The sequence below is a fragment of the Cytobacillus oceanisediminis genome, from assembly GCF_003182355.1.
GTDB lineage: Bacteria > Bacillota > Bacilli > Bacillales > Cytobacillaceae > Cytobacillus > Cytobacillus oceanisediminis_A.
Genome location: NZ_QGTW01000001.1, coordinates 122354 through 146213, shown reverse-complemented (window position 1 = coordinate 146213; position 23860 = coordinate 122354). Strand labels below are relative to the sequence as shown.

24 protein-coding genes and 1 pseudogene are annotated in these 23860 nt (G+C 38.4%); 16 read left to right on the top strand and 9 right to left on the bottom strand.

Annotated elements, in window-relative coordinates:
* Window positions 1-222 precede the first annotated feature (222 nt).
* The 3 genes from DFO73_RS00740 to DFO73_RS00730 all read left to right on the top strand — a co-directional run bounded on the left by DFO73_RS00740 (window position 223) and on the right by DFO73_RS00730 (window position 2490).
* Entirely contained in the window at window positions 223-1005 is a 783-nt protein-coding gene (locus DFO73_RS00740) for a CsxC family protein (protein ID WP_110062879.1), read from the top strand.
* Between the two features lie 376 nt (window positions 1006-1381).
* Window positions 1382-1609: a hypothetical protein gene (locus tag DFO73_RS29710; protein WP_110062878.1), complete on the top strand. Its 228-nt coding sequence runs from the start codon at window positions 1382-1384 to the stop codon at window positions 1607-1609.
* A 167-nt stretch (window positions 1610-1776) separates the two neighbouring features.
* On the top strand, window positions 1777-2490 hold the full coding sequence (locus tag DFO73_RS00730; RefSeq protein ID WP_110062877.1) for a CsxC family protein: 714 nt from the start codon (window positions 1777-1779) through the stop codon (window positions 2488-2490).
* Window positions 2491-2566: 76 nt separating this feature from the next.
* On the opposite strand, the gene DFO73_RS00725 is transcribed toward DFO73_RS00730, so the two are convergent.
* The gene (locus DFO73_RS00725) at window positions 2567-4759 is read right to left on the bottom strand and encodes a hypothetical protein (protein WP_142669497.1); all 2193 of its coding nucleotides are present in this window, start codon (window positions 4757-4759) and stop codon (window positions 2567-2569) included.
* Between the two features lie 87 nt (window positions 4760-4846).
* Window positions 4847-5632 carry a CsxC family protein gene (locus tag DFO73_RS00720; RefSeq protein ID WP_110062875.1) on the bottom strand — a complete coding sequence of 262 codons (786 nt, stop codon included), beginning with the start codon at window positions 5630-5632 and terminating at the stop codon, window positions 4847-4849.
* Window positions 5633-5807: 175 nt separating this feature from the next.
* Between DFO73_RS00720 and DFO73_RS00715 the strand changes: the two genes are divergently transcribed.
* The gene (locus DFO73_RS00715; RefSeq protein WP_110062874.1) at window positions 5808-6995 is read left to right on the top strand and encodes a ParM/StbA family protein; all 1188 of its coding nucleotides are present in this window, start codon (window positions 5808-5810) and stop codon (window positions 6993-6995) included.
* Window positions 6996-7005: 10 nt separating this feature from the next.
* A complete protein-coding gene (locus tag DFO73_RS00710; protein ID WP_110062873.1) occupies window positions 7006-7377 on the top strand; it encodes a hypothetical protein in 372 nt (123 codons plus the stop codon).
* Between the two features lie 108 nt (window positions 7378-7485).
* On the opposite strand, the gene DFO73_RS00705 is transcribed toward DFO73_RS00710, so the two are convergent.
* Complete coding sequence (locus tag DFO73_RS00705) at window positions 7486-8103, bottom strand: CotY/CotZ family spore coat protein (RefSeq protein ID WP_110062872.1); 618 nt, start codon at window positions 8101-8103, stop codon at window positions 7486-7488.
* Between the two features lie 429 nt (window positions 8104-8532).
* Here DFO73_RS00705 and DFO73_RS29080 point away from each other — a divergent pair.
* Both DFO73_RS29080 and DFO73_RS29075 read left to right on the top strand, forming a co-directional pair.
* Window positions 8533-9324 (top strand): annotated as a pseudogene (locus tag DFO73_RS29080) (N-acetylmuramoyl-L-alanine amidase); the annotation flags it as partial.
* 72 nt (window positions 9325-9396) lie between these two features.
* Window positions 9397-9876, top strand: a complete 480-nt coding sequence (locus tag DFO73_RS29075; protein WP_258309220.1) for a glucosaminidase domain-containing protein — start codon at window positions 9397-9399, stop codon at window positions 9874-9876.
* Between the two features lie 391 nt (window positions 9877-10267).
* Here the strand turns inward: DFO73_RS29075 and trhA are convergent, their stop codons facing one another.
* Complete coding sequence (gene trhA, locus DFO73_RS00695) at window positions 10268-10915, bottom strand: PAQR family membrane homeostasis protein TrhA (protein ID WP_110062870.1); 648 nt, start codon at window positions 10913-10915, stop codon at window positions 10268-10270.
* Between the two features lie 142 nt (window positions 10916-11057).
* Between trhA and DFO73_RS00690 the strand changes: the two genes are divergently transcribed.
* The gene (locus tag DFO73_RS00690) at window positions 11058-11624 is read left to right on the top strand and encodes a DUF1836 domain-containing protein (protein WP_110062869.1); all 567 of its coding nucleotides are present in this window, start codon (window positions 11058-11060) and stop codon (window positions 11622-11624) included.
* Between the two features lie 218 nt (window positions 11625-11842).
* On the opposite strand, the gene DFO73_RS00685 is transcribed toward DFO73_RS00690, so the two are convergent.
* Window positions 11843-12094: a YueH family protein gene (locus DFO73_RS00685; protein ID WP_110062868.1), complete on the bottom strand. Its 252-nt coding sequence runs from the start codon at window positions 12092-12094 to the stop codon at window positions 11843-11845.
* A 135-nt stretch (window positions 12095-12229) separates the two neighbouring features.
* The gene (locus DFO73_RS00680) at window positions 12230-13228 is read right to left on the bottom strand and encodes an LLM class flavin-dependent oxidoreductase (protein WP_110062867.1); all 999 of its coding nucleotides are present in this window, start codon (window positions 13226-13228) and stop codon (window positions 12230-12232) included.
* Window positions 13229-13557: 329 nt separating this feature from the next.
* Between DFO73_RS00680 and DFO73_RS28350 the strand changes: the two genes are divergently transcribed.
* Window positions 13558-13725 (top strand): hypothetical protein, encoded by a 168-nt coding sequence (locus DFO73_RS28350; protein WP_181395867.1) that lies wholly within the window; start codon window positions 13558-13560, stop codon window positions 13723-13725.
* 31 nt (window positions 13726-13756) lie between these two features.
* On the opposite strand, the gene DFO73_RS00675 is transcribed toward DFO73_RS28350, so the two are convergent.
* Window positions 13757-14584 (bottom strand): undecaprenyl-diphosphate phosphatase, encoded by an 828-nt coding sequence (locus tag DFO73_RS00675; protein ID WP_110063518.1) that lies wholly within the window; start codon window positions 14582-14584, stop codon window positions 13757-13759.
* A gap of 293 nt (window positions 14585-14877) precedes the next feature.
* Here DFO73_RS00675 and DFO73_RS00670 point away from each other — a divergent pair, with 293 nt between their 5' ends.
* The 4 genes from DFO73_RS00670 to DFO73_RS00650 all read left to right on the top strand — a co-directional run bounded on the left by DFO73_RS00670 (window position 14878) and on the right by DFO73_RS00650 (window position 19614).
* A complete protein-coding gene (locus DFO73_RS00670; protein WP_110062866.1) occupies window positions 14878-15939 on the top strand; it encodes a multicopper oxidase domain-containing protein in 1062 nt (353 codons plus the stop codon).
* Between the two features lie 128 nt (window positions 15940-16067).
* Complete coding sequence (locus DFO73_RS00665; protein WP_258309131.1) at window positions 16068-17888, top strand: NosD domain-containing protein; 1821 nt, start codon at window positions 16068-16070, stop codon at window positions 17886-17888.
* 30 nt (window positions 17889-17918) lie between these two features.
* On the top strand, window positions 17919-18872 hold the full coding sequence (locus DFO73_RS00655) for an ABC transporter permease (protein WP_110062865.1): 954 nt from the start codon (window positions 17919-17921) through the stop codon (window positions 18870-18872).
* Between the two features lies 1 nt (window position 18873).
* On the top strand, window positions 18874-19614 hold the full coding sequence (locus DFO73_RS00650) for an ABC transporter ATP-binding protein (RefSeq protein ID WP_110062864.1): 741 nt from the start codon (window positions 18874-18876) through the stop codon (window positions 19612-19614).
* Between the two features lie 39 nt (window positions 19615-19653).
* On the opposite strand, the gene DFO73_RS29070 is transcribed toward DFO73_RS00650, so the two are convergent.
* Entirely contained in the window at window positions 19654-20139 is a 486-nt protein-coding gene (locus tag DFO73_RS29070) for a hypothetical protein (RefSeq protein WP_258309130.1), read from the bottom strand.
* On the bottom strand, window positions 20136-20903 hold the full coding sequence (locus tag DFO73_RS29065) for a hypothetical protein (RefSeq protein ID WP_258309129.1): 768 nt from the start codon (window positions 20901-20903) through the stop codon (window positions 20136-20138). Before DFO73_RS29065 ends, DFO73_RS29070 begins: the two co-directional genes overlap by 4 nt.
* 429 nt (window positions 20904-21332) lie before the next feature.
* Here DFO73_RS29065 and DFO73_RS00635 point away from each other — a divergent pair, with 429 nt between their 5' ends.
* From DFO73_RS00635 to DFO73_RS00630, 3 genes are all read left to right on the top strand, one after another.
* Window positions 21333-22565 (top strand): CNNM domain-containing protein, encoded by a 1233-nt coding sequence (locus tag DFO73_RS00635; RefSeq protein WP_110062862.1) that lies wholly within the window; start codon window positions 21333-21335, stop codon window positions 22563-22565.
* A 165-nt stretch (window positions 22566-22730) separates the two neighbouring features.
* On the top strand, window positions 22731-22880 hold the full coding sequence (locus DFO73_RS28345; protein ID WP_181395866.1) for a hypothetical protein: 150 nt from the start codon (window positions 22731-22733) through the stop codon (window positions 22878-22880).
* 271 nt (window positions 22881-23151) lie between these two features.
* Entirely contained in the window at window positions 23152-23787 is a 636-nt protein-coding gene (locus DFO73_RS00630) for an FMN-dependent NADH-azoreductase (RefSeq protein ID WP_110062861.1), read from the top strand.
* The last annotated feature ends 73 nt before the right edge of the window (window positions 23788-23860 follow it).

Below are 23860 nucleotides of genomic sequence, written 5' to 3'. Positions count from 1 at the left end.
TCATTTGAACTGATTTCGGAACAAAAAAAATTAAGAGCACTTGAAAAACTCGATAAATTTTTTCATCCAATTTAAGATTAGTCATCTCTTTGGCAGAAGGTCCAAAAAAATCTAAATTCCCATTACATCTGTCCATGCCATACTTGTCTTTTCTACATATACAAATAGTAAGTCAAAGCACTTCTTACTGCTTTTGATTAAAAAATTCTAGGAGTGAAATGTATGAAAAAAAATACAGGATGTCTCAACGGATCCTGCGACATTTCCAAAGCGAGGACTATTGACTGTTTTACCCGGTCATTTTCTCCAGTTGCAGATATTCAAAAAGTACCGGTTTATGATGTACCAGTTGTTTTAGCAGAGGTAGAGCTGCAGGCAGATGTTGAAGCTGATATTAAGCTACCAACACCCGCAAGGGAAATTAAATGGATTCGGAAAAATGTTTCGTTGAAGCAGTGCAAAGCAATCCCTTCTATTCAGAATCCTGGTTATGTAAAATTATTTATTACTGGTGTTGTTCATAAAAACATTCAATATGTTGAAGAATGCACTGGATATGTAATGGATTATAGTACAGATATTCCTTTTAGCTGTAATCAGCAAGTCCAGGTTTTTAATAAAGCTTTTGAATTTTTAAGTAATAAGTCATCAGTGCACGAGAGAAGGTTTCTTGATCATACTGGTCACGGTGCTGACAGCACTCTGGGAGGTTCAAGAACGTTTGAATTTTATAATGAACCGATTGAGTGTAAACTGTTATTCTCTGAAGTTAATGAATTGGACCTATTTAAGGAGTTTAACCGGTTTGGCCAGTTTGAAAAAATAACTGAAAAGATGGAAATCACCTTAATATTTAAATTACTTCAAACGCAGCAATTTAATCCTAAATTATCCCCCCCACCGAAAAAGGGTCCTTGCCCACTATGGCCAGCCCAAAAAAGTGTAGAAAAAACTTCACGAGAAAGGTTTGTAGAAAAAATTCAAGGAATGTACCGCATACGATAAATAAAGGGGGAGGGGCTTTTTGTTGGCACTCCCCTTTTCATCTGTTCCATTCTTCAATGGGTAAAAATATTAATTTGTAATATCCGCCCATTAAAAAAGTTATTTCAGAGTATAGAAGGATAAGGGGGGACTATGTGGATTAGCCGAAACAAGAGAGGAACTTATCACGGCAATAGCTAATGGAAATTGAGGTTCCTTGTAAAAAAGGATAACTATAAATAAAGGTGAATTTATATATGTTCCGAGTGGAACGATCCATGCTTTATATGCGGGAAAACACGTGCTGGAAATACAAATAAACTCTGAAAAACTTAAGAATTTACGATTAGGAGCGGACTGAATTTTAACATTTATAAATGGGGAATCACTGAAAAAGTTGAATAGGAAAAACAACTTTTTCAATTTAGTTAGCATAATCATAGGAAAAAGATTTCTGCAAGTGGGCAATGAAACATTTGAACTTAATAAAGGGGAGCATCTTATTTTGCCTGGCACCTTAAAAACATTTGTGCTAGAAGGTCAATTTGAAAGCAATTGTTTCCCATCTTTAGTAGTTAAGCCCTCATTTAAACATGAGGGCTTCCAATTTAATATTTACCTATAAGCATTATTGAAAAAATTTTAAAATGATATAAATGCCATAAGATACTTGTCCACGCCCTTACGGCAATACTTACATATATAATAGTATGTCAAAGAAACAAGCAATATAGAAGTCTACTGTTGAAGCTTGTATGATTTTGACTAAAAAATATTTAAGGAGTGAATTGTATGAAGAAGAACCATTCTTATGGTAATGGCTGCGGAAAAGGCCATGACAAGTGTCCTCCAGCGCCGGCATGTGACACAGCAAAGTCTCATACTCATTTTTGTGAAGTGGGGGCTGCAACAAACCAGGGAGATACTGAGCAAACGATTATTTTGGGCGATGTTCCAATCCAGGCATTAACAGAGGCTGATATTTATCTCCCTGATTCTGCAACTGATATTAAACACATCAGAAAAAATGTTTTTTTAACTCAATGTAAGGCAGTACCTGTTATCCCAGCAGGCTTTCCTGGTGTTGCTCCAACTGCAGTTAAACTATTTGTTGAAGGTTATATCCACAAAAACATTCAATATGTAGAGGGCTGTGAAGGCGTTGTTAAAGACTACAGTGTCAATGTTCCTTTCAAGTGTTATTCTTTAGTAAACAACCTTCCGCCTATTGATTGGCAATTTAGTACAAAAAGCAACCAGGTTAACGAGATAAGAGAGCTTGCAAAAGACGGGTTTGGTTCAGACCGCTGCAGCTTTGGTTCTTTTACATTTGAATTTTTTAATCAAGCAATTAAGTGTAAATTACTGAACGCAACAGTAACACAAATGGACCTATTAAGCGATTTCGATAAATACGGAAGATTTGATAAAGTTACTGAAAAAGCAGAAGTTAATCTTGTGGTAAGATTGACTCAGCGCCAATTAGTTAATGGTCTCACTCCTTAACGGCTTTGGCGCGAAGAAGGGTAAGGAAGGGTAAAAAGTAAATGAAGAGAGGGTACCTTCAAAAGATACCCTCTCTTCATATTCTCACATACTGTTCCTGCAAAAAATCAATACTTAGAATAACACTGCCCTGAATTTCCAGACTTTCGTCCGTTCCAATTTCATCATGCCACATAATATGCATGCTTTGCAGCTTGCAGAAGATTTCTTCCGTAAAATGCTGAAAAAATTCGTTATGAAAATCAAGCTGACTTTCTGTTTGGAACGTGTATTCCCGTTTCCCATTTGGTTCAGGCATTATGGGAGGACAAAGCCATTCAAGATCAATCGTTTTCTCAAAAAATACTGGTACCTTTAACACCTGCATTGCTCCATTATTTGTAAGAGCGATATCCGTCATAAGTTCTCCCTTAATAAAAACAGCATTAGAGGGGAGGAGTGTACGACATTGCAATCCTTTAACAGACCATTCCAATTGTTTCAACGATTTGGCCGGAACATGCACTGGCAAGCGGTCAAAAAGATCAATTTCCACATCAGATTTCGCCACTAAAACAGGGACCTTAATAATCGGACCTTTTTTAAAAGGCTCAGAGCAAAAATGGTGACAAGGAAGACTTTTATATTCCTCTTCGATCAACTTTTTTGCAGCCCTGCACATATTTGCTGATTCTTCTTGTATACCAATGCAAGATTCTTCAAAGTTTTCATTTGAAGCTTCAGGTTTGTCTGATAATTCTAATTCTGAGGATATCTTTTCATTAAAATGTGAGTTCTTCCAGCTATCCGTTTCACTGCTTTCAGCATGTTTTTCTAAGCATGGTTCAGGATTACCACTCGAGTACGCGTTCTCCAGCATTTCATAAAATTTATCTAACAAGGAGGAAACCCTTTGGTATCTTGCGTTTTCTTGATCAGCAGCTGACTCATTGTTTGGAGCCCCGGCAGCTCCCGAGCAAGGCTCTTTTAATGTTGATAAAAACTCATTTTTTTTTAGAGGAGTGCCTTCTATCAATGAGGTCATATCCTTCTTGCTAACAAGTTCTTTGAACAGGCAATAGGCTTTTTCCAAAACGATCGAAAATTCGCCTTCAAAAGAGGAGGATTCGCCTAGGCCTTTTTCGTCAATGATCGGTTGATCTTTTCTGAAGAACACATGTTCATTCATTGATGAAGAAGATTCCTCATAAAACAATTCATTCCTGATAAAATCTTCTTTTTCCGGTAGTGAAGAGGATTCAATCCCACTATAAGAAGGTTCTGTAAGTAAAGAAAATCCTTCATCCTGTTTTGAGGAAATGATGTCTGATTCAGATGAAGAGGATTCTTCAAGCATACTTAAAAATTCATTCTCCAAAGATAGATATTTATTTATTATTGGATAGTGATTAATACCAGAAGAAGATTCATCCAGCCTCACCCCCTCCTCTTGGCTTTCTATCCCTGATAAAATCTCTCCCTCCGATAACAATTCAATATCATCTGCAGGTAGAGGAATACTGATTTTTTTATTTTCCCTATGATGCTTAAAGGGCACACTATAGGAAGAAGATTCATCTGATTCATCTGATTTATCCAATTTGTCAGATTTTGTTTCGATTGGGGCATCAAGTATAGTTGAGAATACTTCAAATAGGTCCCGATGTTCATTATGTTTTGGAATATCGGGACTTTCACTCAGTGGTTCACTTTGCTCTTCAAAATCAGATGCTTTACGCACTTTTTCCAATATCGTATTACCTTTGAGCGATTGAAAAGCTTCTTCCTCCGCCAATACAGCAGAATCATCCAATCCAAAATTTGCTTGGCCAGCTGTTTTGCTTGTTTTATTATAGATGCTGTTTGAAAATGTGCTTGGTAAAGAAGGGGTCCAGCTGAGCATAGGAGCAAAGGGCGTCAACATTGTCTTTATTTTTTGAGGTATATTTCCTTTCATGCCTTTGTCATATTGACCCTTTACTTTCTCTAGTTTAGGCTGATCACTGATAGGATTCTCTTCGATTTTCCTTACAGGCTGTTCATTTGAACGGGCAATTTGTCTGTCTTCAACTTTTGGCGGAGTCAAAAGAAAGGGGACTGACATCGTTTTAGAAGAAATATAAGGCTTTTCAACCTTTTCCGGCTTCCCGATATGATGTGTATCCAGCAAACTTTCCCCTTTACTATTTGCTGCTTGCTCTTTCTCTGGAAAAAAGAACTCCTGCTTTTGCGATGACGGCTCTTCATCAACTAGATGGCTATAATAAATTCTATTATAAGTATTACGCATATTGTTCATAGTCCCAGGAAGGTGCTGCTTTCAATAAGCATCCTCTCCTATCCCTCCTTACTATTCAAATTCATTATCTTTTAATATTTAATCACATTGATGAAAGCAATCATCATCATCATCATTTGTTGCAGAAGAAACTCGGATTTGCTGTTTTTGCAGGACTTTAAGGGTTAAATCCAGAACCATTTTTTCTTCTACCTTTGTGAAAAACCCTTCTCCTAATGGTGAGCAGTTAGGGAGAGGGGAACGGTCGATGGCTTCATCCCATTCAATGATCCTGCTGGATATTAACTCACAGTAGGGGAGTTCGTTATAGTGCTGTAAGCTTTCCTGATGGAATTGAGAAAGGTCTTTTGACTGCAGTTCATCTTTTTCGGGATGCCCGCAAGACATCGGTTTTGACACAAGAAAGTCAAATTCCATCCTTTTGTTCATATCCGGCATGACTGGCAGAGCCAAAAATTTTTTAATTTCCGAAACACATTGAAAGGGTACGTCAACCGTATACGAATGCAAGTCAGATGCCACGGTGTTTTTAGTGTGCATTTCAATGTCCGGAGAGGGACTTGCGTACTGAATATTCTTGCGGACAAAGCCTTTGATGAACAACTTGTTTGAAGGCAATAGGAGCCGGCATTGCGTTAATTTAACTGTTTTCTTAATATCTTTAATTTCGAGGACAGGTTCCGGAAAGGTGATTAAAGCATCTATATTAATCTGCAGAGTTAGCTCAGCCAGTACAACAGGAACCTTTGTAATAATCTTTCCTATGCTCACATGAGGATGGTTCTCATGGTGGCTTTCACATTCACAGTGATGGGTAACAGCTTTGCATTCATTCACATGGTTATCTTTATGTGTTTCTGACATTTTAGGGCCTCCTGAAGTCAAGATATAGCATTGTATGCGTGATAAACGACTATGTATGGGCATTCGCCCTTCTATAATAAAGACCTGGTTTTACCTCTAAATAAAATTTTAAATAATGTACGGGCACGATTGGACTCCAGTCCTGCATAAGATTCAAAAGGAGGAGTGAGGGAATATGGGAACACAAAATTTTCTTGCCATTGATATAGGTAACAGCTGGTATAAAGCCTTGGCTTCTGATAATGGTATGGTATCCGAGTACCAGCTTCCAAACGCGATTGCTCTTTTTGATACAGAGTTTTATGAGAAACCGTACGACGATGAGGATGTTATATTTGAAGAGAACCTTATTGTTGAAGTGAAAAGCCAGGCTGTTAAAGATAGAAGAGAAATTTTTTACGTTGGCAAAGGAGCCGCCAAGCAAAAGGATGTTAGTTTAACATCTTTTAATAATCAAAAGGTAGATGAAGACCGTACCTATTTATTGCTCTTTGGGTTGACAGCCTATCATGCTGCCCTTCAAAAAACGGATGGACTGGAAATCGATTATTCTATTGATCAATTAGCTGTATCTTTGCCGACTACGCAATATAAGGAGCGAAAATCCAGGCTGAAAGAACGATTAATTGGTACCCATACAGTTATCTTTCATAAGGTGCCCGGATTGCCTGAACCAAAAGAGCTGGAGGTAAAGCTCCATATCCATGATGTTATTATCGGGGCGGAGGGAGCCTGTGCATACCTCGGATTAACGCGCGATCAGGAAACTCTTGGAGTAAAAAATGAAGACCTGGTTAAAGAGTCAAAAAAAGGAATTATTATCGGCGATCTGGGCGGAGACTCAGTGGACTTTGTCGGGATTAAGGATAATAAACCTGTCGCCTCAGTAGAAGGTGCACCATTTGGAATTAATCAATTTCTTGACCATATCATTCAAAAGGTAAGCAAAAATGAGCTGTATCGTTTTGATTCCCGGGCAGAGCTAGAGGAAAAGCTGGCTGCGGGGCAGTCGGAATGGTATGTTGAGCCATTTGCAGGTGTTAAGAAGGATATAAGCAAGTATATTATCCCGCAGCTAAAATCAATGGCTATAAAATATCTGGAACATTTTGACCGGATCCGCAGCAGTTCGAGAGAGATTAAAGGGGCTGTACGGTATATTGCCGTAGGCGGTGCAGCCAAATTGGCCCAAAAGCAAATTCTGGAGGCTTCAGTCAAATGGGCCGAGAGAGGACGTCCAATTGACTTAATGTTTCCCGAAGATATGGAAAAACTGAATGTTCTAGGATTAATGATTCTGGCAAAAATGAATCAAATTAAAAAAGAAAAAGGAAATAACCATATCGTTTCCGTTAAAGGTTAGGGATGAAACTATGTTCAAAACATATACGGATTATCTCAATAAAACCGCTTTAACGTTTTCTGAAACCTTCATTGATGTAAAAACCGGCAACAATACGCCCGTATCACCCAAAGTTAAGGAGCAAATCGAATACCATGCAACAAATCAGACATTGATGCATCTTGTCCTTTCAGCTCTTCATAATTACCTGCATCCTAAAACATCAAACAGCAACAATGAAAAGATTTTAGCGGAGATAGCCGAACTGAGAAGGCTGATAGAGGGAGGGTCCATTCCATCCAATCGTACCAGGAATCATGAGTTTACATTTAAAAATAATACAGAAAAAGCAGATTTAGACATTAATGAAGTAGTAGATGTTCTTGAAGCATTTGGCGGATAAAGTAAAAAGGTGTACTCAACTGAGGTACACCTTTTTACTTTATTTCTCATTTTTTTATTCAAACAGATTTTATGAATGGATTTTCTGCAAAATAGCTGCAAGATTCTTTTATAGACGGACTGCAGGCAGACATGTTACTGCACAGAAGCATGAATGATCCACATTAATGCAAATACCAGTACGGATCAAATCTTCTACATTTTCATAATCAACTTGGGCACAAGGAGAACAAAAATCTTTTGATGTGTTTTTAAATGGATCCTTTGATGATTTGCATTGCTTGAAAGTTAGCAATTCAAGAACTGCACATTTGCCATCAAATTCTTTTATCATAAAAATAAATGAAGTTATACAGGCAAATTTTTTCTCCTTAGAATGGTGGGTAAAGGTTGTAACACCTGTAGCCTTAAACGGCTCACAGTCTCCACAATAAAGGATAAACGGAATTATGTTCTTCTTTGGTTTTTTCGACCCGCCCAAAATCTCATCTATAGAATCCTTACATGAAGTCTTGCAGTCATTCTCTGCTTTCACCCTTTTCTGTGCTTTATGGATAGCCTCAAGTACCTCACCTACGCAATTCTCATGAAAATTGCCGTGATATTTGCTTTCCTCATATTTATCTTTCTCAGGTTTCCAGGAACATTCGCAGCCATAGACTGGATCTTCGCAATGGTCCTGGTGCTTTTCATAACCTTTACATTTATTCTTGCCGTACATACCCATGTTTTTCTCACTCCCTAAAGTATTTTTCCTTCATTAGCATACGGTTCCGACCGCTTTTTGGAGTGAGAATACAGCCTAAAGAAAGTAAAAAATTTAGTATTAAAACAGAATTGAACCTTATATTTGACCAGCCTATAATAGACACTACTTAAAAAAGGTTTATAATTTTTTTTGATACCTATGCAGGCATCTGTAATGGCAAAAAAGTATCAATTAGATAGATTGTGCTATTTTCATAATGAAATAGTACAAGCTATTTTTCCAAATAGACATAAAATATATCAAACTTGAATTGAGAGTTAAATTAAAAGATCTGCTTACTTTGTTGAAACCCCGTCCCCATAAATATGTATATAAAATTGGCCTAATTTATCCTTACTCTGTAAGAAAATCAGGTAAGTAAAAATCAAAAAAGGATGTGAATAAACATTGAAACTTTATTTGGATCCAGGGCATGGCGGAACAGACCCCGGTGCTCAAGGAAATGGATTGAAGGAAAAGGACATTAATCTAGATATAGCGAAATTAATAAGAAATATATTAGAGCAAGGTTATGAGAATATTGATGTAAGAATGAGCAGAACCTCCGATATAACAAAAAGCTTAAGCCAAAGGACAGATGAGGCAAACAGTTGGGGAGCCGACTTTTATCTTTCCATTCATTGTAACGCTTTTAACGGTCAGGCTCGTGGATATGAAGATTATATTCACAGCAGCCTTAGTGATACTTCCCTGACAGGTAAGTATCAGGATATTATCCATACAGAAGTCACTAAGCTGAACAATCTTATAAATAGAGGACAAAAAAAGGCTAATTTCCATGTTCTCCGTGAAACGGCTATGCCGGCACTGTTAAGCGAGAATGGCTTTATAGATAATCCAGATGATGCAGCATTTATGAAGGATCCTTTATGGAGGCAAAAAGTAGCTCAGGGACATGTAAATGGGATAGCGAAAGCATTTAAATTAAAACCTAAAGAAGTAATGCCATCTGCTATTTATAAAGTAATATCTGGTTCGTTTAAATCGAAAGAAAATGCAGATGAACGGGTAATTTTCCTAAAGGCCAAGGGGATAGAGTCGATTGTTGTCACAGCTTCAATAGCGGGTGCAGTATGGTTTAGAGTTCAGGCAGGTGCTTTTAATGAAAAAGAAAATGCGGAAAAACGCTTAGCTGAAGTTAAAAGTGCAGGCATTATAGGTGCTTTTATACTTAAAGAGAATACAGCCTCTTTACCTGTAGAGTCAAAAGATTATCCAATTGTCGGTAAAACCCTTCTATCACCAGAACAAATGAATAAGTATGCTAAAAAGGTAAATCCAAATGCTATTAATCTGGGGTTTTACTATACTTCTTTTGGTGAACACTACGGAATTAGAGGGGATATAGCTTTTGCTCAAGCTATGCTTGAAACAAATTTTCTCCTATTCACTGGTGATGTAAAGGCAGGACAAAATAATTTTGCTGGGATAGGTGCTACAGGTGACGGAGCATCAGGTGCAAGTTTTAATTCTCCAAAAGATGGAGTTCTTTCTCATATCCAGCATCTTTTCGCTTATGCTTCTTCTAAGCCATTGCCTCCCGGGTATCCGCTTGTGGACCCTCGTTTTCATCTTGTTGAGAGAGGTGTTGCTCCAGCATGGACAGAGCTAAACGGAAGATGGGCTGTTCCCGGTAAAAACTATGGTGAATCCATTCTTAATATTTACAAATCAATGCTAAGTGACTCAATACAAGACCTGGGAGATGTTTTAAAGGAGATAGACAGGTAATTCCTCTCCTAATAAAAAAACTGGAGATACTTAAATTTAAGCTCTGTTAAATTTGCCTGTTGATTTCCGCTGCAGGCACTTAGCGAACCGCGGGCGGTCCGACGCTCCTCGGTGCATTCGCACCTGCGGGGTCTCCCGCTGACACGCTTCTCCCGCAGGACATTGAATAAGCTTCCTCGAATAAACACCGCACGAAGGAAATATGTCAGCATTTCCGAGGATCTCGCACCTTCCACTCCAATCAACAGGGTGCTAAAATCAAAAATAAGCTTTAACACAGCCTTAATTTAAGATAAGACAGTTTTTTTAGCAAAAATATTAGGAACCATTCTTTTTGAAGAATAAAAATGACTCCAGTGCATGGCTGGAGTCATTTTTATTAAAGATAAATTTATAAAACATACATAAATACACAAAGAAAATGTGCCATGCTGCCCATCATTATAAAAATATGAAAAATCTCATGAAAGCCCAAATGATTAAACTCTAGGAATCTCGGTTTTACAGCGTAAATAACTCCTCCGATTGTATAAAATATGCCCCCAAGGAGAAGTAAGGAAACACCCGCCATGCTTAGGGTCTCGGATAGTGGCGAAAAGGCAAATACGATAATCCACCCCATTGCGATATAGAGGGCCGTCGATAGCCACCGCGGGCAGTTGAACCAGACCATTTTGAAAAGGATGCCGGCAACTGCTATCGCGCTAACAATCGAAAACAAGACCCAGCCAGTGACACCATTAAGAGTAATAAGGCAAAAGGGTGTATAAGAGCCGGCAATTAATACAAAAATCATGGAGTGGTCAAGCTTTCTTAAAAAGGCAATAACTTTATCCTTTGCCATCACCATATGATAAGTGGCTGATGCTGAATAAAGCAGTATTAAGCTGATTCCAAAAATCGCAACAGCTGCAATGGCAAGCGGTGAAGATGTTGTCAATGAAGCCTTGATGACCATCGCAAGCAGACCGACAAAGGATAAAATGGCTCCAGCTAGATGGGTAAGCCCATTGATTGGCTCTCGGATGTATGTTGTCATATACTCCCCCTCCTAATATTCCAGTATGTAGTTTTTATAACTACTTATAATAATATAGATAAAGTATTAAGTAGTCAACATTTACAACTTGTCCTTTTTTAAGTAAAATTTACTTAATTAATCGTAAGGATGAGGGATAAGCATGGAATTGAAAAAAATGATAATGGAAAATCAAATTCAATTAGAAGATATACCAAAAATTGATTTATATATGGATCAGGTTATTCAGCTATTTGAAAACAAATTTGGCAGTTCAAAACGGAATGAAGAGGAAAAAGTGCTGACAAAAACGATGATTAATAATTATGCGAAGGGGAAGCTATTTTTTCCTGTAAAAAACAAAAAGTACTCAAAGGAGCACTTAATTCTTATTGCTCTTATTTATCAGTTAAAGGGTGCTTTATCCATAAGCGACATAAAAGAAACAATCAAGGGTATCAATGAACGGACGGTGGAAGGAGGTTTTGACCTTGACCGCTTTTATCAGCTTTATCTTGATTTAACTGCACAAAACCTTGAAACCTTTAAAGAAGATCTGCAAAATCAATCCGGCAGGGTAAAAGCGGAGGCAGAAGCCCTGGAAGAAACAGCATCAAATGATCTTGAAAAAGTGCTTATGGTGTCTTCACTCGTGCATATGAGTAATTTATACAGAAAAGCGGCGGAGCACCTTGTCGATGAATTAGCAGAAGGAAAGAAAGACGATTAGGCAGGAGTCCAGTATGAAAATCAGAAAAGAAGAAAGCCTAACCAGGGCTATTTATAATGAAATACGGGATTCAGTCATTTTCTCTGTATTCTTTCAAATAATTTTGTGGATTCCAAGACTAATACTCAGGGTTATGAAGAATTTATTTTAAAGGGAGAATCACCCGTTAGTCAAAAAGCGGCATTCTAAATAAGGAGATTCCGAGGAGTTTTCCAGTTTTATGTTTGATTAGCTTTAATGATCTTAATAATCTCATTAGCCAATTCATCCGTATTCCCATCAAACAGATGAAAATTAAGAGAGCTTTGCAAATGTTCAAATTGAATTTGGTTGTTATCGATTTGATTAAATTGAGCAGACCAGTTGATCTCTGGGATAGCTACAATAAAGCGATTATCCAGTGTTTTTTGGATGAATACCTCAGCAGTAATCTGATCAGAAATCTTGATTGTTTCAGGCATAGAATTCATATTGATAACCTCCCAATATTTGTGTTTTATTTATTATAACAAGTTGGAACTTAAATTGATACAAACAGGCTATAAAGTAAAGAGCCTATATCGAAAAGGAGAACCCGCGGATAGGGTTCTCCTTTTAATATTTTATTATTTGCCAGCCATGATATTTGAAGTAATCTCAAAAGAATGAAGCCGTTCATTATGGTCATATATTGGGGCGTTGACCATAAATTCATCTGCCTGAGTATCATCCAAAAATGATTGCAGTTTTTCTTTTACTGCAGCTGGCCCGCCTATGATGGAAGTGCCAAGCTGCTGTTCAAGAATCGCTTTTTCATAGGTGCTGCACAATTCATTCATATTATCAACCGGCGGCTTTAGCCTGCCGGGCTTGTTGCGGATCATATTTAAAAACTGCTGCTGAATGGAAGTGGCCAGCCACTCAGCTTTTTCATCGGTATCTGCCGCTACGACGTTCACTCCCACCATTGCATAAGGCTTATCCAAAACATCGGAGGGACGGAAGCTCTTTCGGTATAAATGAAGGGCAGGGAGCGTATTGTCAGGAGAAAAATGGCTCGCAAATGCGAAAGGCAAGCCAAGCTGGCCGGCAAGCTGCGCGCTGTAGCCGCTGGAACCAAGGAGCCAGATCGGGATATTTAAACCCTCGCCAGGTATGGCACGCACACGCAGGTCTTCTTCAGGATTGAAATAGCTTCTTAATTCCTTAAGCTGTTCTGGAAACTCCTGACCGTCCCGGCGTTCTCTCCTTAATGCCTGGGCAGTCAGCTGATCAGTTCCCGGTGCCCGGCCAAGCCCCAGATCGATACGCCCTGGAAAAAGCGATTCAAGTGTCCCGAATTGCTCAGCGATGACAAGCGGCGCATGATTAGGCAGCATGATCCCTCCTGAACCCACACGAATCGCAGAGGTTCCGGCTGCAACATACCCGATTACCACGGAGGTAGCCGAGCTGGCTATACCAGGCATATTATGATGCTCCGCCAGCCAATACCGATGGTAGCCCCATTTTTCAGCATGCTGGGCAAGATCCAGTGTATTTTGTAAAGATTTAGCGGCAGAACCGCCTTCTATAATAGGGGAAAGGTCAAGCACAGAGTAGCGGATGTCATTTAAACTTTTCATCTAAGTCAGCTTCTTTCATTAATAAAATCATTTTTTAAAGTATTACCTAATAAACACTCTATATTTTAGCAAGAATATTTCGAGCTTCAAAATAATAAGTCCTGCTACTAAATTGGCTGACAAAAACTCCGATATCTATATAATTAGATAGAACATACATTCTGTATCGAGGTGATTCTTTGAAGAAATATTTAGTTGTACTAAAAGATGAAAGAAATGGAGGATTAAACAGGAGTTTACTGGATAAGCACATCGAATACCTAAAAAAAACAGAGTGAGGAAGGCCCTTTACGGCAATGTGGCCCTTTTGTAAATAATGAGGGGGCTTTATGGTCTTTCATTGCAAAGCATTTGAGCATGTTGAATCAGCCGTGAACCAGGACCCATTCATTATGGAAAATGACTATCAAACGTATGAAATTAATGAGTTTATTGAAGCGAATGACGAAAATAATTGGTTAATGACTTCTTCCCAAACAGTAGAGAATTTAAAATAAACAGCCAGGCAGCTAAGTGCCCGGCTGTTTTTTAAAGAAATACAAAATAAATCAAACCTGCCAAAACAATTCGGTAAATGGCAAATGGAATAAGTTTTACCTTATTGATCATTTTTAAAAAGAAGCGGATCGATATTAAGGCAAAAACAAAAGCGCTTAGAAAACCTGCAATAAAGAACGGCAATGCGTCAAGTGAAAAGTATTCCAGGTTTTTTAACAAGGAAAGCATACTCGCTCCCGCCATGATCGGCACAGCCATGATAAAGGTGAAATCGGCTGCTGCCCGGTGGGTGAGGCCAAGCAAAACACCTCCCGATATAGTTGAGCCTGAACGTGAAAAGCCAGGCCAAAGGGAGAAGCATTGAATCAATCCAATCGAAAATGCCTGTCTATAGGTGATTTGATCTACCGAAATGGTTTTCGGGTTTTTTCCACCAAAAATGTCTGCAACAATCATCAGCAGGGCACCAATAACCAATCCTATTAATACAGTCTCTGTAGAAAACAAATGTTCATCAATATAATCCTCGAATAAAACACCCAGAATACCGGCAGGAATTAATCCAACGATCACTTGGGAGAGTTTCAGACGGCTCTGCCCCTCAGAATTCCTGCTGCGGCCGACGAGTCCCAGCATTTCGATAAATCGGTCTTTAAAAATAATGACAACAGCTAAGATTGAGCCAAGCTGAATGACCACCTTAAAAGTGTTGGCTTCATATTTGGATAAAAACTCTTTTGAATGAAGCCACATATCATCCACAATGATCATATGTCCAGTAGAAGACACAGGCGCAAATTCTGTCATTCCCTCTACAAACCCTAATATGATTGCTTTAATAATTGTAAGTAAATCCATTTCCACTTCTGATTTCTCCTTTAATCCTAAGTTGATAGAAGCCATTTATTATAAAAGACAAAAACTTCATTTATTGATTATAAACGGTTTAGTAGATAATAGGTACAAATTTTACAAAGTAATCAAGTTGTAAATGAACTGTTATCTTTTGCGGAGTTTAACTAAAGTACGATCACTTATTCACAAACTCTTCACAGATTTGTGAAGTCTTGTGAGAAATATCACCAAAAAAAGTCTTTATTTGCCATATGATAAAAACAGATAAACCAATAGATTAAGAGGAGGAAATAAAGATGAAAAAAGGAGTAAAATATCTGCTTACTTCAGCAATTGGCATAGGTTTATTAGCAGGGTGCAATCAAGAGGCAGTGCCGGATAAAGCTGAACAGGCCAAGACAAAGGTTCTGGCAGCTGAAACAAATAAAGTCGAGGCAATCGCACCCCACAAAGATTTAAACCAGGAACCGATTCCTCTAAAAATAGAGAGAGTTGAACAAAATGAAGTGAACGTTGAAATGACATCCCAGATAACAGATATAGAAATAGACAAAGGGAAAATGTATAAAGCTTGGACTTTTAACGGGGAAGCACCTGGTCCTGTAGTAGTAGTAAACGAAGGGGATACAATTAACTTCACATTGAAGAATATGGATCCGGCGATTCCTCACAGCATGGATTTCCACGCCGTTCACGCCGCTCCTTCAAAGGATTTCGCCAATGTACAGTCAGATGAAACGGGAACCTTCAGTTATCCGGCTAACAAACCGGGGGTGTTTATGTATCATTGCGGGACTGCGCCTGTACTTTCACACATAGCAAATGGAATGCACGGCACCATCATTGTTAAACCGAAAGACGGATACCCAACTGATAAAGAGATTGATAGGGAATACTCGATTATTCAAAATGAATGGTACAAATATAACGATCTGGACGATTTTACAAATGGTGTTCCAAGCCATGTCGTCTTCTCTACGAAAGCTTTAAAAGAAGGAGATCCTAACACAAATGGCGACACTTTCACTTTAAAAGACAAGCCGCTTCTTGCAAAAGTAGGAGATAAGGTAAGGTTATATATCAATAACGTAGGACCAAACGAAGTGAGTTCATTCCATGTGGTGGGCACAGTATTTGATGATGTCTATATCGATGGCAATCCATTTAACCGATATAGAGGACTGCAGACTGTTATGCTTCCAGCGAGCGGCGGTGCGGTAGTCGAATTTACTGTTACCCGTGTTGGCAGCTATCCAATCGTTACTCATCAGTTTAACCATGCACAAAAAGGAGCCGTCGCAATCTTAAAGGTAACAGAGACCGGAGAAGACGACGGCAAGGCTACAATGAGCCACTAAATATAAATAAAAAACTCAACTTGAAAATAATTATACAAGAAAAAAATAGAAATGTGAATCCCCTTTCTGGCCTTCCATTGGCAGCAATGGAGGCCAGAATACGAACTATCCGGGCAGGTGAATGCTGAATGTATAAAAAAATAGGGTTACTTCTAATACTTTTTAGTTTGATCCTTACAGGCAAAGCTTTCGGCGAGGAAGTGACGGTGTCCAGCTCTGAAGAGCTTAGAGAAGCCTTGTCCAGCGACAGGGAGATATCCATTATTAAAATCAAACCCGGCCGCTATAATGGGAATTTTTCTGTAGAGAAGAGGGTTCATATTATTGGTGAAAAAGGCGTAAAACTCTTCGGTCTTGAATCCGGGAATGTGCTGACAATAGAAGCTGACGATGTCATTGTCGAAAGCCTTGAAATAGAGGGGAGCGGTTCGCAAAATGCAGGAATCTATGTGAAGGGTGACCGTTCATATCTTCATCATAATGCCCTTAATAAAGTTTTTCACGGCATCTATGCCAGAGATTCGTATGGCCACCGGTTTGAGAACAATATCATCTCCAGCTTTGATAGTGTCAAACGCCATAAGGGCTATGGCATTTATTTAGTTAAAGCACCAAATACAGCAGTGAAGGGAAATTATTTTTATGATACCCAGGATGGCGTCTACGTTTCATATTCAGATTTCTGTGAAATCTCAGGGAACCAAATGTTAAAATCGCGGTATGGTGTGCATACAATGGACTCAAGAAATATTCTGATAGCGCATAATCAGGTGACCGAAAGCATTAACGGCCTAATGATCATGCAAAGCTATGAAATCTCCATTATGGAAAACTATTTTTATTTAAATACAAAGATTGATGGAGCAGGCATGTTTATCTATGACACATTTGACTCCAAAATATCCTCCAATATTGTAAAAGGGAATTTCAGGGGCATAGTGCTTGAAAATGCCAAAAGAAACAGACTCGAATTTAATACCTTTTTGGAAAATGATACTGGACTTGAAATCGGGATTAATTCTACTGACAATACAATCTATTTAAATAATTTTTATCGAAATACAAGGCAAATTATTTCTGATAAAGATAACAGCAATTATTTTAATAAAGAAGAATATGGAAACTATTACGACGACCATAGTTCGTTAAATATGAATAGCGACAGCAAGGTTGACTTTGCTTACAAAAGCGGTGACGTTTTTTATCAAATGGCCAGCAAGGAACCTTTATTGCAGGTGTTTTTCCAGAGTCCAGCAGTGGAGCTTTGGAACACGGTAGAACAAATCACACCCATCCCTTCAGACTCTCTGATTGTAGATGAAGCTCCTCTGGCAAAACCGGCTCAGGTAAAATGGGAGGAAAACACATCTGAAACACAGGTCTCCTCCAGCAGCCATGAAATGGACCTAATTCTATTCTTTATGATCATCCTGTTTGCAAGTTTATTTATCTTAATGAAATTAGGGGGGAGCGCCATGAAGCTTAAACATTTTTTCGTCATAATCGGTTTAGGATTGCTGTTAACTGCCTGTTCGTTTGCAGCGGCAGGGCCAGTGGATATAAAACTAAACAAGGATAGCTGTGATGTCTGCCACATGGGAATTGAAGAAATGGAATCTGCAGCACAACTTATTTTGAAAAACGGCAAGCCCGTTTTATTTGATGATATTGGCTGTATGACAGAATATTTGCAGACAGAAAATCCTGAGTACGAAGCGGCATTTGTTCATGATTACCAGTCGAAGGAATGGATATCGTTTGATACCAGCTCATTCATCCAAAACCAGAACATTGACAGTCCAATGAGCTATGGAATAGCAGCTTTCAAGTCAAAGGATGATGCAGCAGCATTTCAGAGAGAGTATGGCGGAGACGCATATACAAAGGCAGAGTTGCTGAATACGGAGATTAAAAGTTTTAAAAAACCGGGAATGAGCCATAGCCACTAGACCTGTGCACCTCATTGAGGAGGAATTAATATGAATCCATCATTACTGTATTCCATGACAAAGCATGAACTTCGGCTGCTGATGAGAAGCAGATGGCTTTTGAATTTTATGATTCTATTTATCTTCTTATCAGGCCTGCTTTACTTTTATGGACTTCAATCTGTAAAATCTGACCCGGTTGAAGTTAGATTTGGCCTAGAAGGTGTTAATACAAACATTGATACAATGGGGGTTAATCCTGAATACTATGGCCTCCAGGAAATCAAGCAGGAAGAGGAGGGAGCGGGGAACATCAGTCAATCAGCCTACAATCGGTCGATTGCCATGCTGATCAATCTTTCTCTGTGGCTGCTTCCGATTATCTGCATGATTCTTGGTGCTAACTCAATCATCGCCGATAAAGAAAACGGGAGATTTTCTTTATACAAAACCTATCAATTACCATCAGGATATTACATGGCCAGTAAGTTTTTATCTCTAGTTCTTTCCATGTTCATTGTCATGGGCCTATCCTATGGACTGTTTGGGTTCATTTTTTCCTTGGCAGGCAACACATTCGCAGCTGGAATTTATCAAGTCTTTATGCTGGTTAATATGCTTCTGATCCTTGTTTTCTCTGCAGCATCCCTGCTGGTAGGGGCTGTTTCTAAAACAAGGATGCAAGGGTTATCATTGGCATTGATTTTTTGGAGCACCGTTGTGTTTGTTTATGAATTCATCATATTTTCTGTTATCGATTGGATTCCGTATGCTATTAAACAAAGGAGCCTGTTTTTCCTCATTTTGCTTAATCCAATTGAGTCTATCCGGGTATGGTCCATATCAAAACTAAATTCCGAATACGTATTTGGTCCGGAATATTTGATGATTGAGCAATGGGGCACAAATGGCATCTTAACTCTATCTCTATTATTGTCTATCATGATCATTATATTCATAACCATTGGTTTATCCACCCAGCTTTTAAAGAGAAGGGGTGTCTAAAGTGATCCTTGAATTAATGGAACTATCCAAGTCTTATAAAAAGAAAACGGCCTTAACCCAAGTGGATCTTCAAATTGAAGAAGGTGAGTGTGTTGTTTTATGTGGAGGTAACGGAGCAGGGAAAAGTACAATGATCAAACTCCTGACTGGGGCAGAAACACCCTCTACAGGAAAAGTGGTTGTCCATTCCGGACAAAAAAAAGCTTTTGCCTATATGCCAGACCAAATGAATTTTCCTCCAGAACTCACGCCAATAGAAATTCTGCAATATTATGGCCAATTTTTAAAAAAAGGCCACGAATCCATAAAATTTGTTTTAGAAAAAGTAGGGTTATGGGATGAACGGAATCAAAGAGTTGGGGGATTCTCAAAAGGAATGTCGCAGCGCCTCAATCTTGCCCAATGCCTGCTGGCAGATACAGACATCTATATACTCGACGAACCAACAAACGGTCTGGATCCCTATTGGGTAATACAGCTAAAACAAATCATCAAAGAACTAAAAGAAAGAAACAAAACGGTAATAGTCAGCAGCCACATCATGCGGGACGCCATCGAAATCGCAGACAAAGTCCTTATCTTATTTAATGGAAAAGTAAAATCATACTGCACTCTTGATAAGGTGTACAAAGAATACAGATGTAGCTCCCTAGAGGAAGTATTTTTATCAATTCACGAAAGCGAGCAGCAAAAGAAACGCGAGGGAGAATATAACGGGGAAAAGCGATTCGTATCAGGGTGAATCGCTTTTTGTTTTATAATTAACAATGAAACAAATGCTCTACTCCACAAAAAACGAATACCCTTCAACATCTCTGGCCCACAATTTGGGATTTTTGCCGTTGATGTCAGCAATCCAAAGGTCACCCTTGGTTTGAGCCAGTTTTTTTCTAATCCAGGAGATCTTGTTTGCTGACTTAACATAGAGAGGATTATAGTCCCCAAAAGATGTTTTCGGATATGTTATCCTTGTTTGCTGTTGTTTGTTTAAGTGGATTAAACAAAGGTTTGGTTCGGGACGCTTTTGCGGGTCATTGGACCATTCGCTTTCGTCAACTCTTGAGGAAATTAATGTTTGATCGTTCACCCAGGTAAAGCCCATTTCTGCAAATTTAGGTGGAGTAAGGTTAATCGTTTTGTATGCAGGCAGTTCGGTTACCTTTAATTTTTTGTTTTTGAAGCCCATAACAATCCTGCCGCCACCTGCAATATAGCCCAATAAATTCTCGGAAGGGGCCCACTTCGGCACATCCAAATGCAGAATCATTTCATCGAGAACCTCAAAGTTTTTTCCATCAGCTGAAATAACGCAAACCATATCGCTATCCATTGATAAGGATGCGGTGGGGTTAACAATGAAGAGATCCACTTACCACTTTGCGAGAATGTAAAGGTGGTAGCGTTGATGGACATTATTGTAGCATTTCCGTTTCCGATTTCCTTTGGAATTGTAAAAAGCATTTTGGCATTCTCGGTCAGATTAATATTTTCCAAATCATCAGGCAAAGGAATCTTATAAAGCACAGGGCTAGTCCATCCATCAGGCCTGGGCACTGCACCTGATGAGGCTATAAAACTATTCCCGTCAGGATACCAATTAAAATCATCAACACCCAAAGCCACATTGTAAAATTGATTCAAATCAGAAACATTAAGCACTCCCCCACTCGTAAAAGCTACCTTATTTTCAGCAGGTGACCACTTGGGGTTTCTGCCATCACGAAAGATCCGCTTATGCTTCTGCGACTTTAGATTGTAAACCCAGATCTCTGTTTGGGTATCCAAATTTGGACTAATGGGTTCCTTAGCTTCTTTTTCATAAAGAAGCCATTGCCCATCCTGTGACCATTTCGGGGAATTATAATATTTCGCAGGCTGAGAAGAAATTTTATCTTCTTTATTTCCGATTTTTACCCATAAATGCCCATTGCGTATAAAAGCAGCTTTGAGCTGATGATCTGATGTCACTCCCCACACAGGTGAAGGGACAAGGAGCATGAAACAGCAGATAAGAAACAATAGCTTTCTCATGTTTTTTCCTTCTTTCTATGATTTCTTTGCCATAGCACACATTATTATTGGCATTGGATAGCGTTTTACTCGGGAATAGTTAATGGAAAAAGAAACATAAAATTCTGTTAAGGCCGTAATACATAGGGTGCATAATGACAAGGAAAAGGGAAGCGGGAATTTACAACTTTTCATTCACTGGATTCAGGCAGTTCTCAACGGACATTTTTCCAAATTGCTTGGGGAGCTGGCAGAAAATTTGCTGAAAGGATTAAAAGTTTCATTATATTTCCAACTTAATGCATTTCTTTTCCAAAATACCTTCAACTACCCTATAATTATGGATAATTATTTATAAATACTTTAACGCTTGTACGCATCAGGTGTTTTGTAGATATAAAGTGGGTACAAATAAAAATACAAACGAAATATTATTGGAGGCAACGTACTTTGTTTATCGCTATCCTGTTTTTCATGCTTATGTCATTCTTCTTATCTGGAAGTGAGACAGCACTTACAGCAGTTAACAAAATGAAATTGAAATCAAAAGCAGAGAACAATGATAAAAAATCACAAAAGCTATTAGAGCTTGTATCAAAGCCTGATGAATTAATCACTGCCATTTTGATTGGCAATAATATCGCAAATATTATGCTGCCAACACTTGTAACAATCATTGCTATTGAATATGGATTCAATGTGGGAGTGGCAACCGGTATACTCACTGTCGCCCTCATTATTTTTGCTGAAGTTCTTCCTAAATCGATTGCCGCTACATTTGCTGATAAGATTGCCTATCTGGTTTTTCCGGTTATAAAGTTATTATTAGTGATTTTTAAGCCACTAACCTGGCTGCTGTCCAAGTTTACAAGGGCTATTATTAAATTATTATCTAAAAATGCACCAGAATCAGTTTCTGTATCGAAAGAAGAGCTCATCACAATGGTTGATATTGCGACTAGTGAAGGAACCTTTCATGAAGAAGAAACGCAGAGGATAAAAGGGGTTATAGATTTTTACAGCCTGGATGTCCGTGACGCACTAAAAACTCCCCGGATGGAAATTGAAGGTATCCCTTTTAATGCAACCATTGAAGAGGCCAAGGACATTGTTATGGATAATCGGTTTACACGGTATCCGGTTTACAAAGAAAATATGGATAACATCGTAGGTGTTTTCCATTCTAAGCTATTGCTGGCCTGGTCAACACAGCCTGAAAAGGCCTTAAAGGATTTTACTGATCTTGAACCTTTATTTGTATATGAGTTCCACAGCATTGATAAAGTTTTCAAAATGATGATGAAAGAAAGAAAGCACCTTGCTATCGTTCTCGATGAATATGGCGGTACTAAAGGATTAATCACACATGAGGACATCCTCGAAGCAATGCTGGGCCAGGAATTTGAAGATGAGACGGATGAAGATAGTGAAGTACTTATCGAAGAATTAACGGATAACCATATCATTGTCCACTCTAAACTCGCCATCCGCAGGATTAATGAGGTCTTTAAAACCAAAATTCCAGAGGATGAAGATATTCTTGCAGGATTCCTATTAAAAGAAATGGGCCATTTTCCTGAAGAAGGCGAGACATTTGAATATCATCATCTCCATTTTGAAATTAAATCGATAGAAGAAAACAGACTAAAGCTGGTAGAAATAAAGAAAAAGACACCTCAGTAAACTTTGAGCATTATTTCCGCTTAGGAAATGATGCTTTTTTATTATAAAAAATAGTTAAATTGCAAAATATAAGCAAAAGAATTTTTTAACAGAAATGAAAATTTTCTGATAAAATAGGTCTTTTTTAGTATATAATTAACATAGAAACTTCATGAGGTGATTAAAATGGACCAAAAGCCATACCATTATGATGGAAGCGTACAAATGAACTATGAAAAAAATGAGGAAACGAACACGAACATTCCATTTGAGATTACAAATGAAATGAGAAAAAACATCGGAGGGAATCCATACACTCCTGAAGAACAAGCTTGATGAGAGACCCGAAGGGGTCTTTTTTTAGCTAATTTTTTAAATGCTGATCATGAGATATACTACCCAATGGAAGTATTTAAATTTAAAATAGGATTATTTTTCTTGGCCTTGGGTAAAAAAGAAGGCCTAAGCAAAAAAGTTGAACTTCCTTTTTATTTCGAATAAGATAATCTCGAATTAAAAATAAATTCAATTCATACTGCAGATGAATACATACGTTATTTTTGATTCAAACTATAATGTCAATTAAGTAAGGAAAGGTGAGGGATTTATGGCACAAGTATTGTATATCACAGCACACCCGCATGATGATAAAATGTCATATAGTATGGCAGTAGGTAAGACTTTCATTGATGCGTATAAGGAAGCAAATCCAAACGATGAAGTAGTCCACCTTGATTTATACAAAGAAAACATTCCCCAAATCGATGTGGATGTTTTCAGCGGATGGGGGAAACTTCAATCCGGCAAAGGATTCGAGGAACTATCCGAAGATGAAAAAGCTAAAGTTGGCCGCTTATCAGAATTAAGCGAACAATTTGTAGCAGCTGACAAATATGTTTTTGTCACTCCTCTTTGGAACTTCTCATTCCCGCCTGTTATGAAAGCATATCTAGATTCTGTTGCTGTAGCTGGCAAAACGTTTAAATATACAGCAGAAGGCCCAATTGGATTGCTTACTGACAAAAAAGCGCTTCACATTCAAGCTCGCGGAGGCATCTATTCTGAAGGCCCTGCAGCTGAAATGGAAATGGGACACCGTTACCTAAATATACTGATGAACTTCTTCGGTGTACCTTCATTCGAGGGCATCTTTGTAGAAGGTCATAATGCAATGCCTGACAAAGCAGATGAAATCAAAGCAAATGCCATTGCCCGTGCAAAGGATATGGCTAAAACATTTTAATGCAAAAAAGCAGCGGACCTCCGCTGCTTTTTTTACATACAATATTTTCGGTTAAATTAGGCATTCCCATTAA

Bases quoted from the DNA above. Each gene is read 5' to 3' on its own strand.
- DFO73_RS00740 (WP_110062879.1), top strand. From the start codon at position 223: ATGAAAAAAAATACAGGATGTCTCAACGGATCCTGCGACATTTCCAAA.
- DFO73_RS00730 (WP_110062877.1), top strand. From the start codon at position 1,777: ATGAAGAAGAACCATTCTTATGGTAATGGCTGCGGAAAAGGCCATGAC.
- DFO73_RS00725 (WP_142669497.1), bottom strand. From the start codon at position 4,759: ATGCGTAATACTTATAATAGAATTTATTATAGCCATCTAGTTGATGAA.
- DFO73_RS00720 (WP_110062875.1), bottom strand. From the start codon at position 5,632: ATGTCAGAAACACATAAAGATAACCATGTGAATGAATGCAAAGCTGTT.
- DFO73_RS00715 (WP_110062874.1), top strand. From the start codon at position 5,808: ATGGGAACACAAAATTTTCTTGCCATTGATATAGGTAACAGCTGGTAT.
- DFO73_RS00710 (WP_110062873.1), top strand. From the start codon at position 7,006: ATGTTCAAAACATATACGGATTATCTCAATAAAACCGCTTTAACGTTT.
- DFO73_RS00705 (WP_110062872.1), bottom strand. From the start codon at position 8,103: ATGGGTATGTACGGCAAGAATAAATGTAAAGGTTATGAAAAGCACCAG.
- DFO73_RS29075 (WP_258309220.1), top strand. From the start codon at position 9,397: ATGAATAAGTATGCTAAAAAGGTAAATCCAAATGCTATTAATCTGGGG.
- trhA (WP_110062870.1), bottom strand. From the start codon at position 10,915: ATGACAACATACATCCGAGAGCCAATCAATGGGCTTACCCATCTAGCT.
- DFO73_RS00690 (WP_110062869.1), top strand. From the start codon at position 11,058: ATGGAATTGAAAAAAATGATAATGGAAAATCAAATTCAATTAGAAGAT.
- DFO73_RS00685 (WP_110062868.1), bottom strand. From the start codon at position 12,094: ATGAATTCTATGCCTGAAACAATCAAGATTTCTGATCAGATTACTGCT.
- DFO73_RS00680 (WP_110062867.1), bottom strand. From the start codon at position 13,228: ATGAAAAGTTTAAATGACATCCGCTACTCTGTGCTTGACCTTTCCCCT.
- DFO73_RS28350 (WP_181395867.1), top strand. From the start codon at position 13,558: ATGGTCTTTCATTGCAAAGCATTTGAGCATGTTGAATCAGCCGTGAAC.
- DFO73_RS00675 (WP_110063518.1), bottom strand. From the start codon at position 14,584: ATGGATTTACTTACAATTATTAAAGCAATCATATTAGGGTTTGTAGAG.
- DFO73_RS00670 (WP_110062866.1), top strand. From the start codon at position 14,878: ATGAAAAAAGGAGTAAAATATCTGCTTACTTCAGCAATTGGCATAGGT.
- DFO73_RS00665 (WP_258309131.1), top strand. From the start codon at position 16,068: ATGTATAAAAAAATAGGGTTACTTCTAATACTTTTTAGTTTGATCCTT.
- DFO73_RS00655 (WP_110062865.1), top strand. From the start codon at position 17,919: ATGAATCCATCATTACTGTATTCCATGACAAAGCATGAACTTCGGCTG.
- DFO73_RS29070 (WP_258309130.1), bottom strand. From the start codon at position 20,139: ATGATTCTGCATTTGGATGTGCCGAAGTGGGCCCCTTCCGAGAATTTA.
- DFO73_RS29065 (WP_258309129.1), bottom strand. From the start codon at position 20,903: ATGAGAAAGCTATTGTTTCTTATCTGCTGTTTCATGCTCCTTGTCCCT.
- DFO73_RS28345 (WP_181395866.1), top strand. From the start codon at position 22,731: ATGGACCAAAAGCCATACCATTATGATGGAAGCGTACAAATGAACTAT.
- DFO73_RS00630 (WP_110062861.1), top strand. From the start codon at position 23,152: ATGGCACAAGTATTGTATATCACAGCACACCCGCATGATGATAAAATG.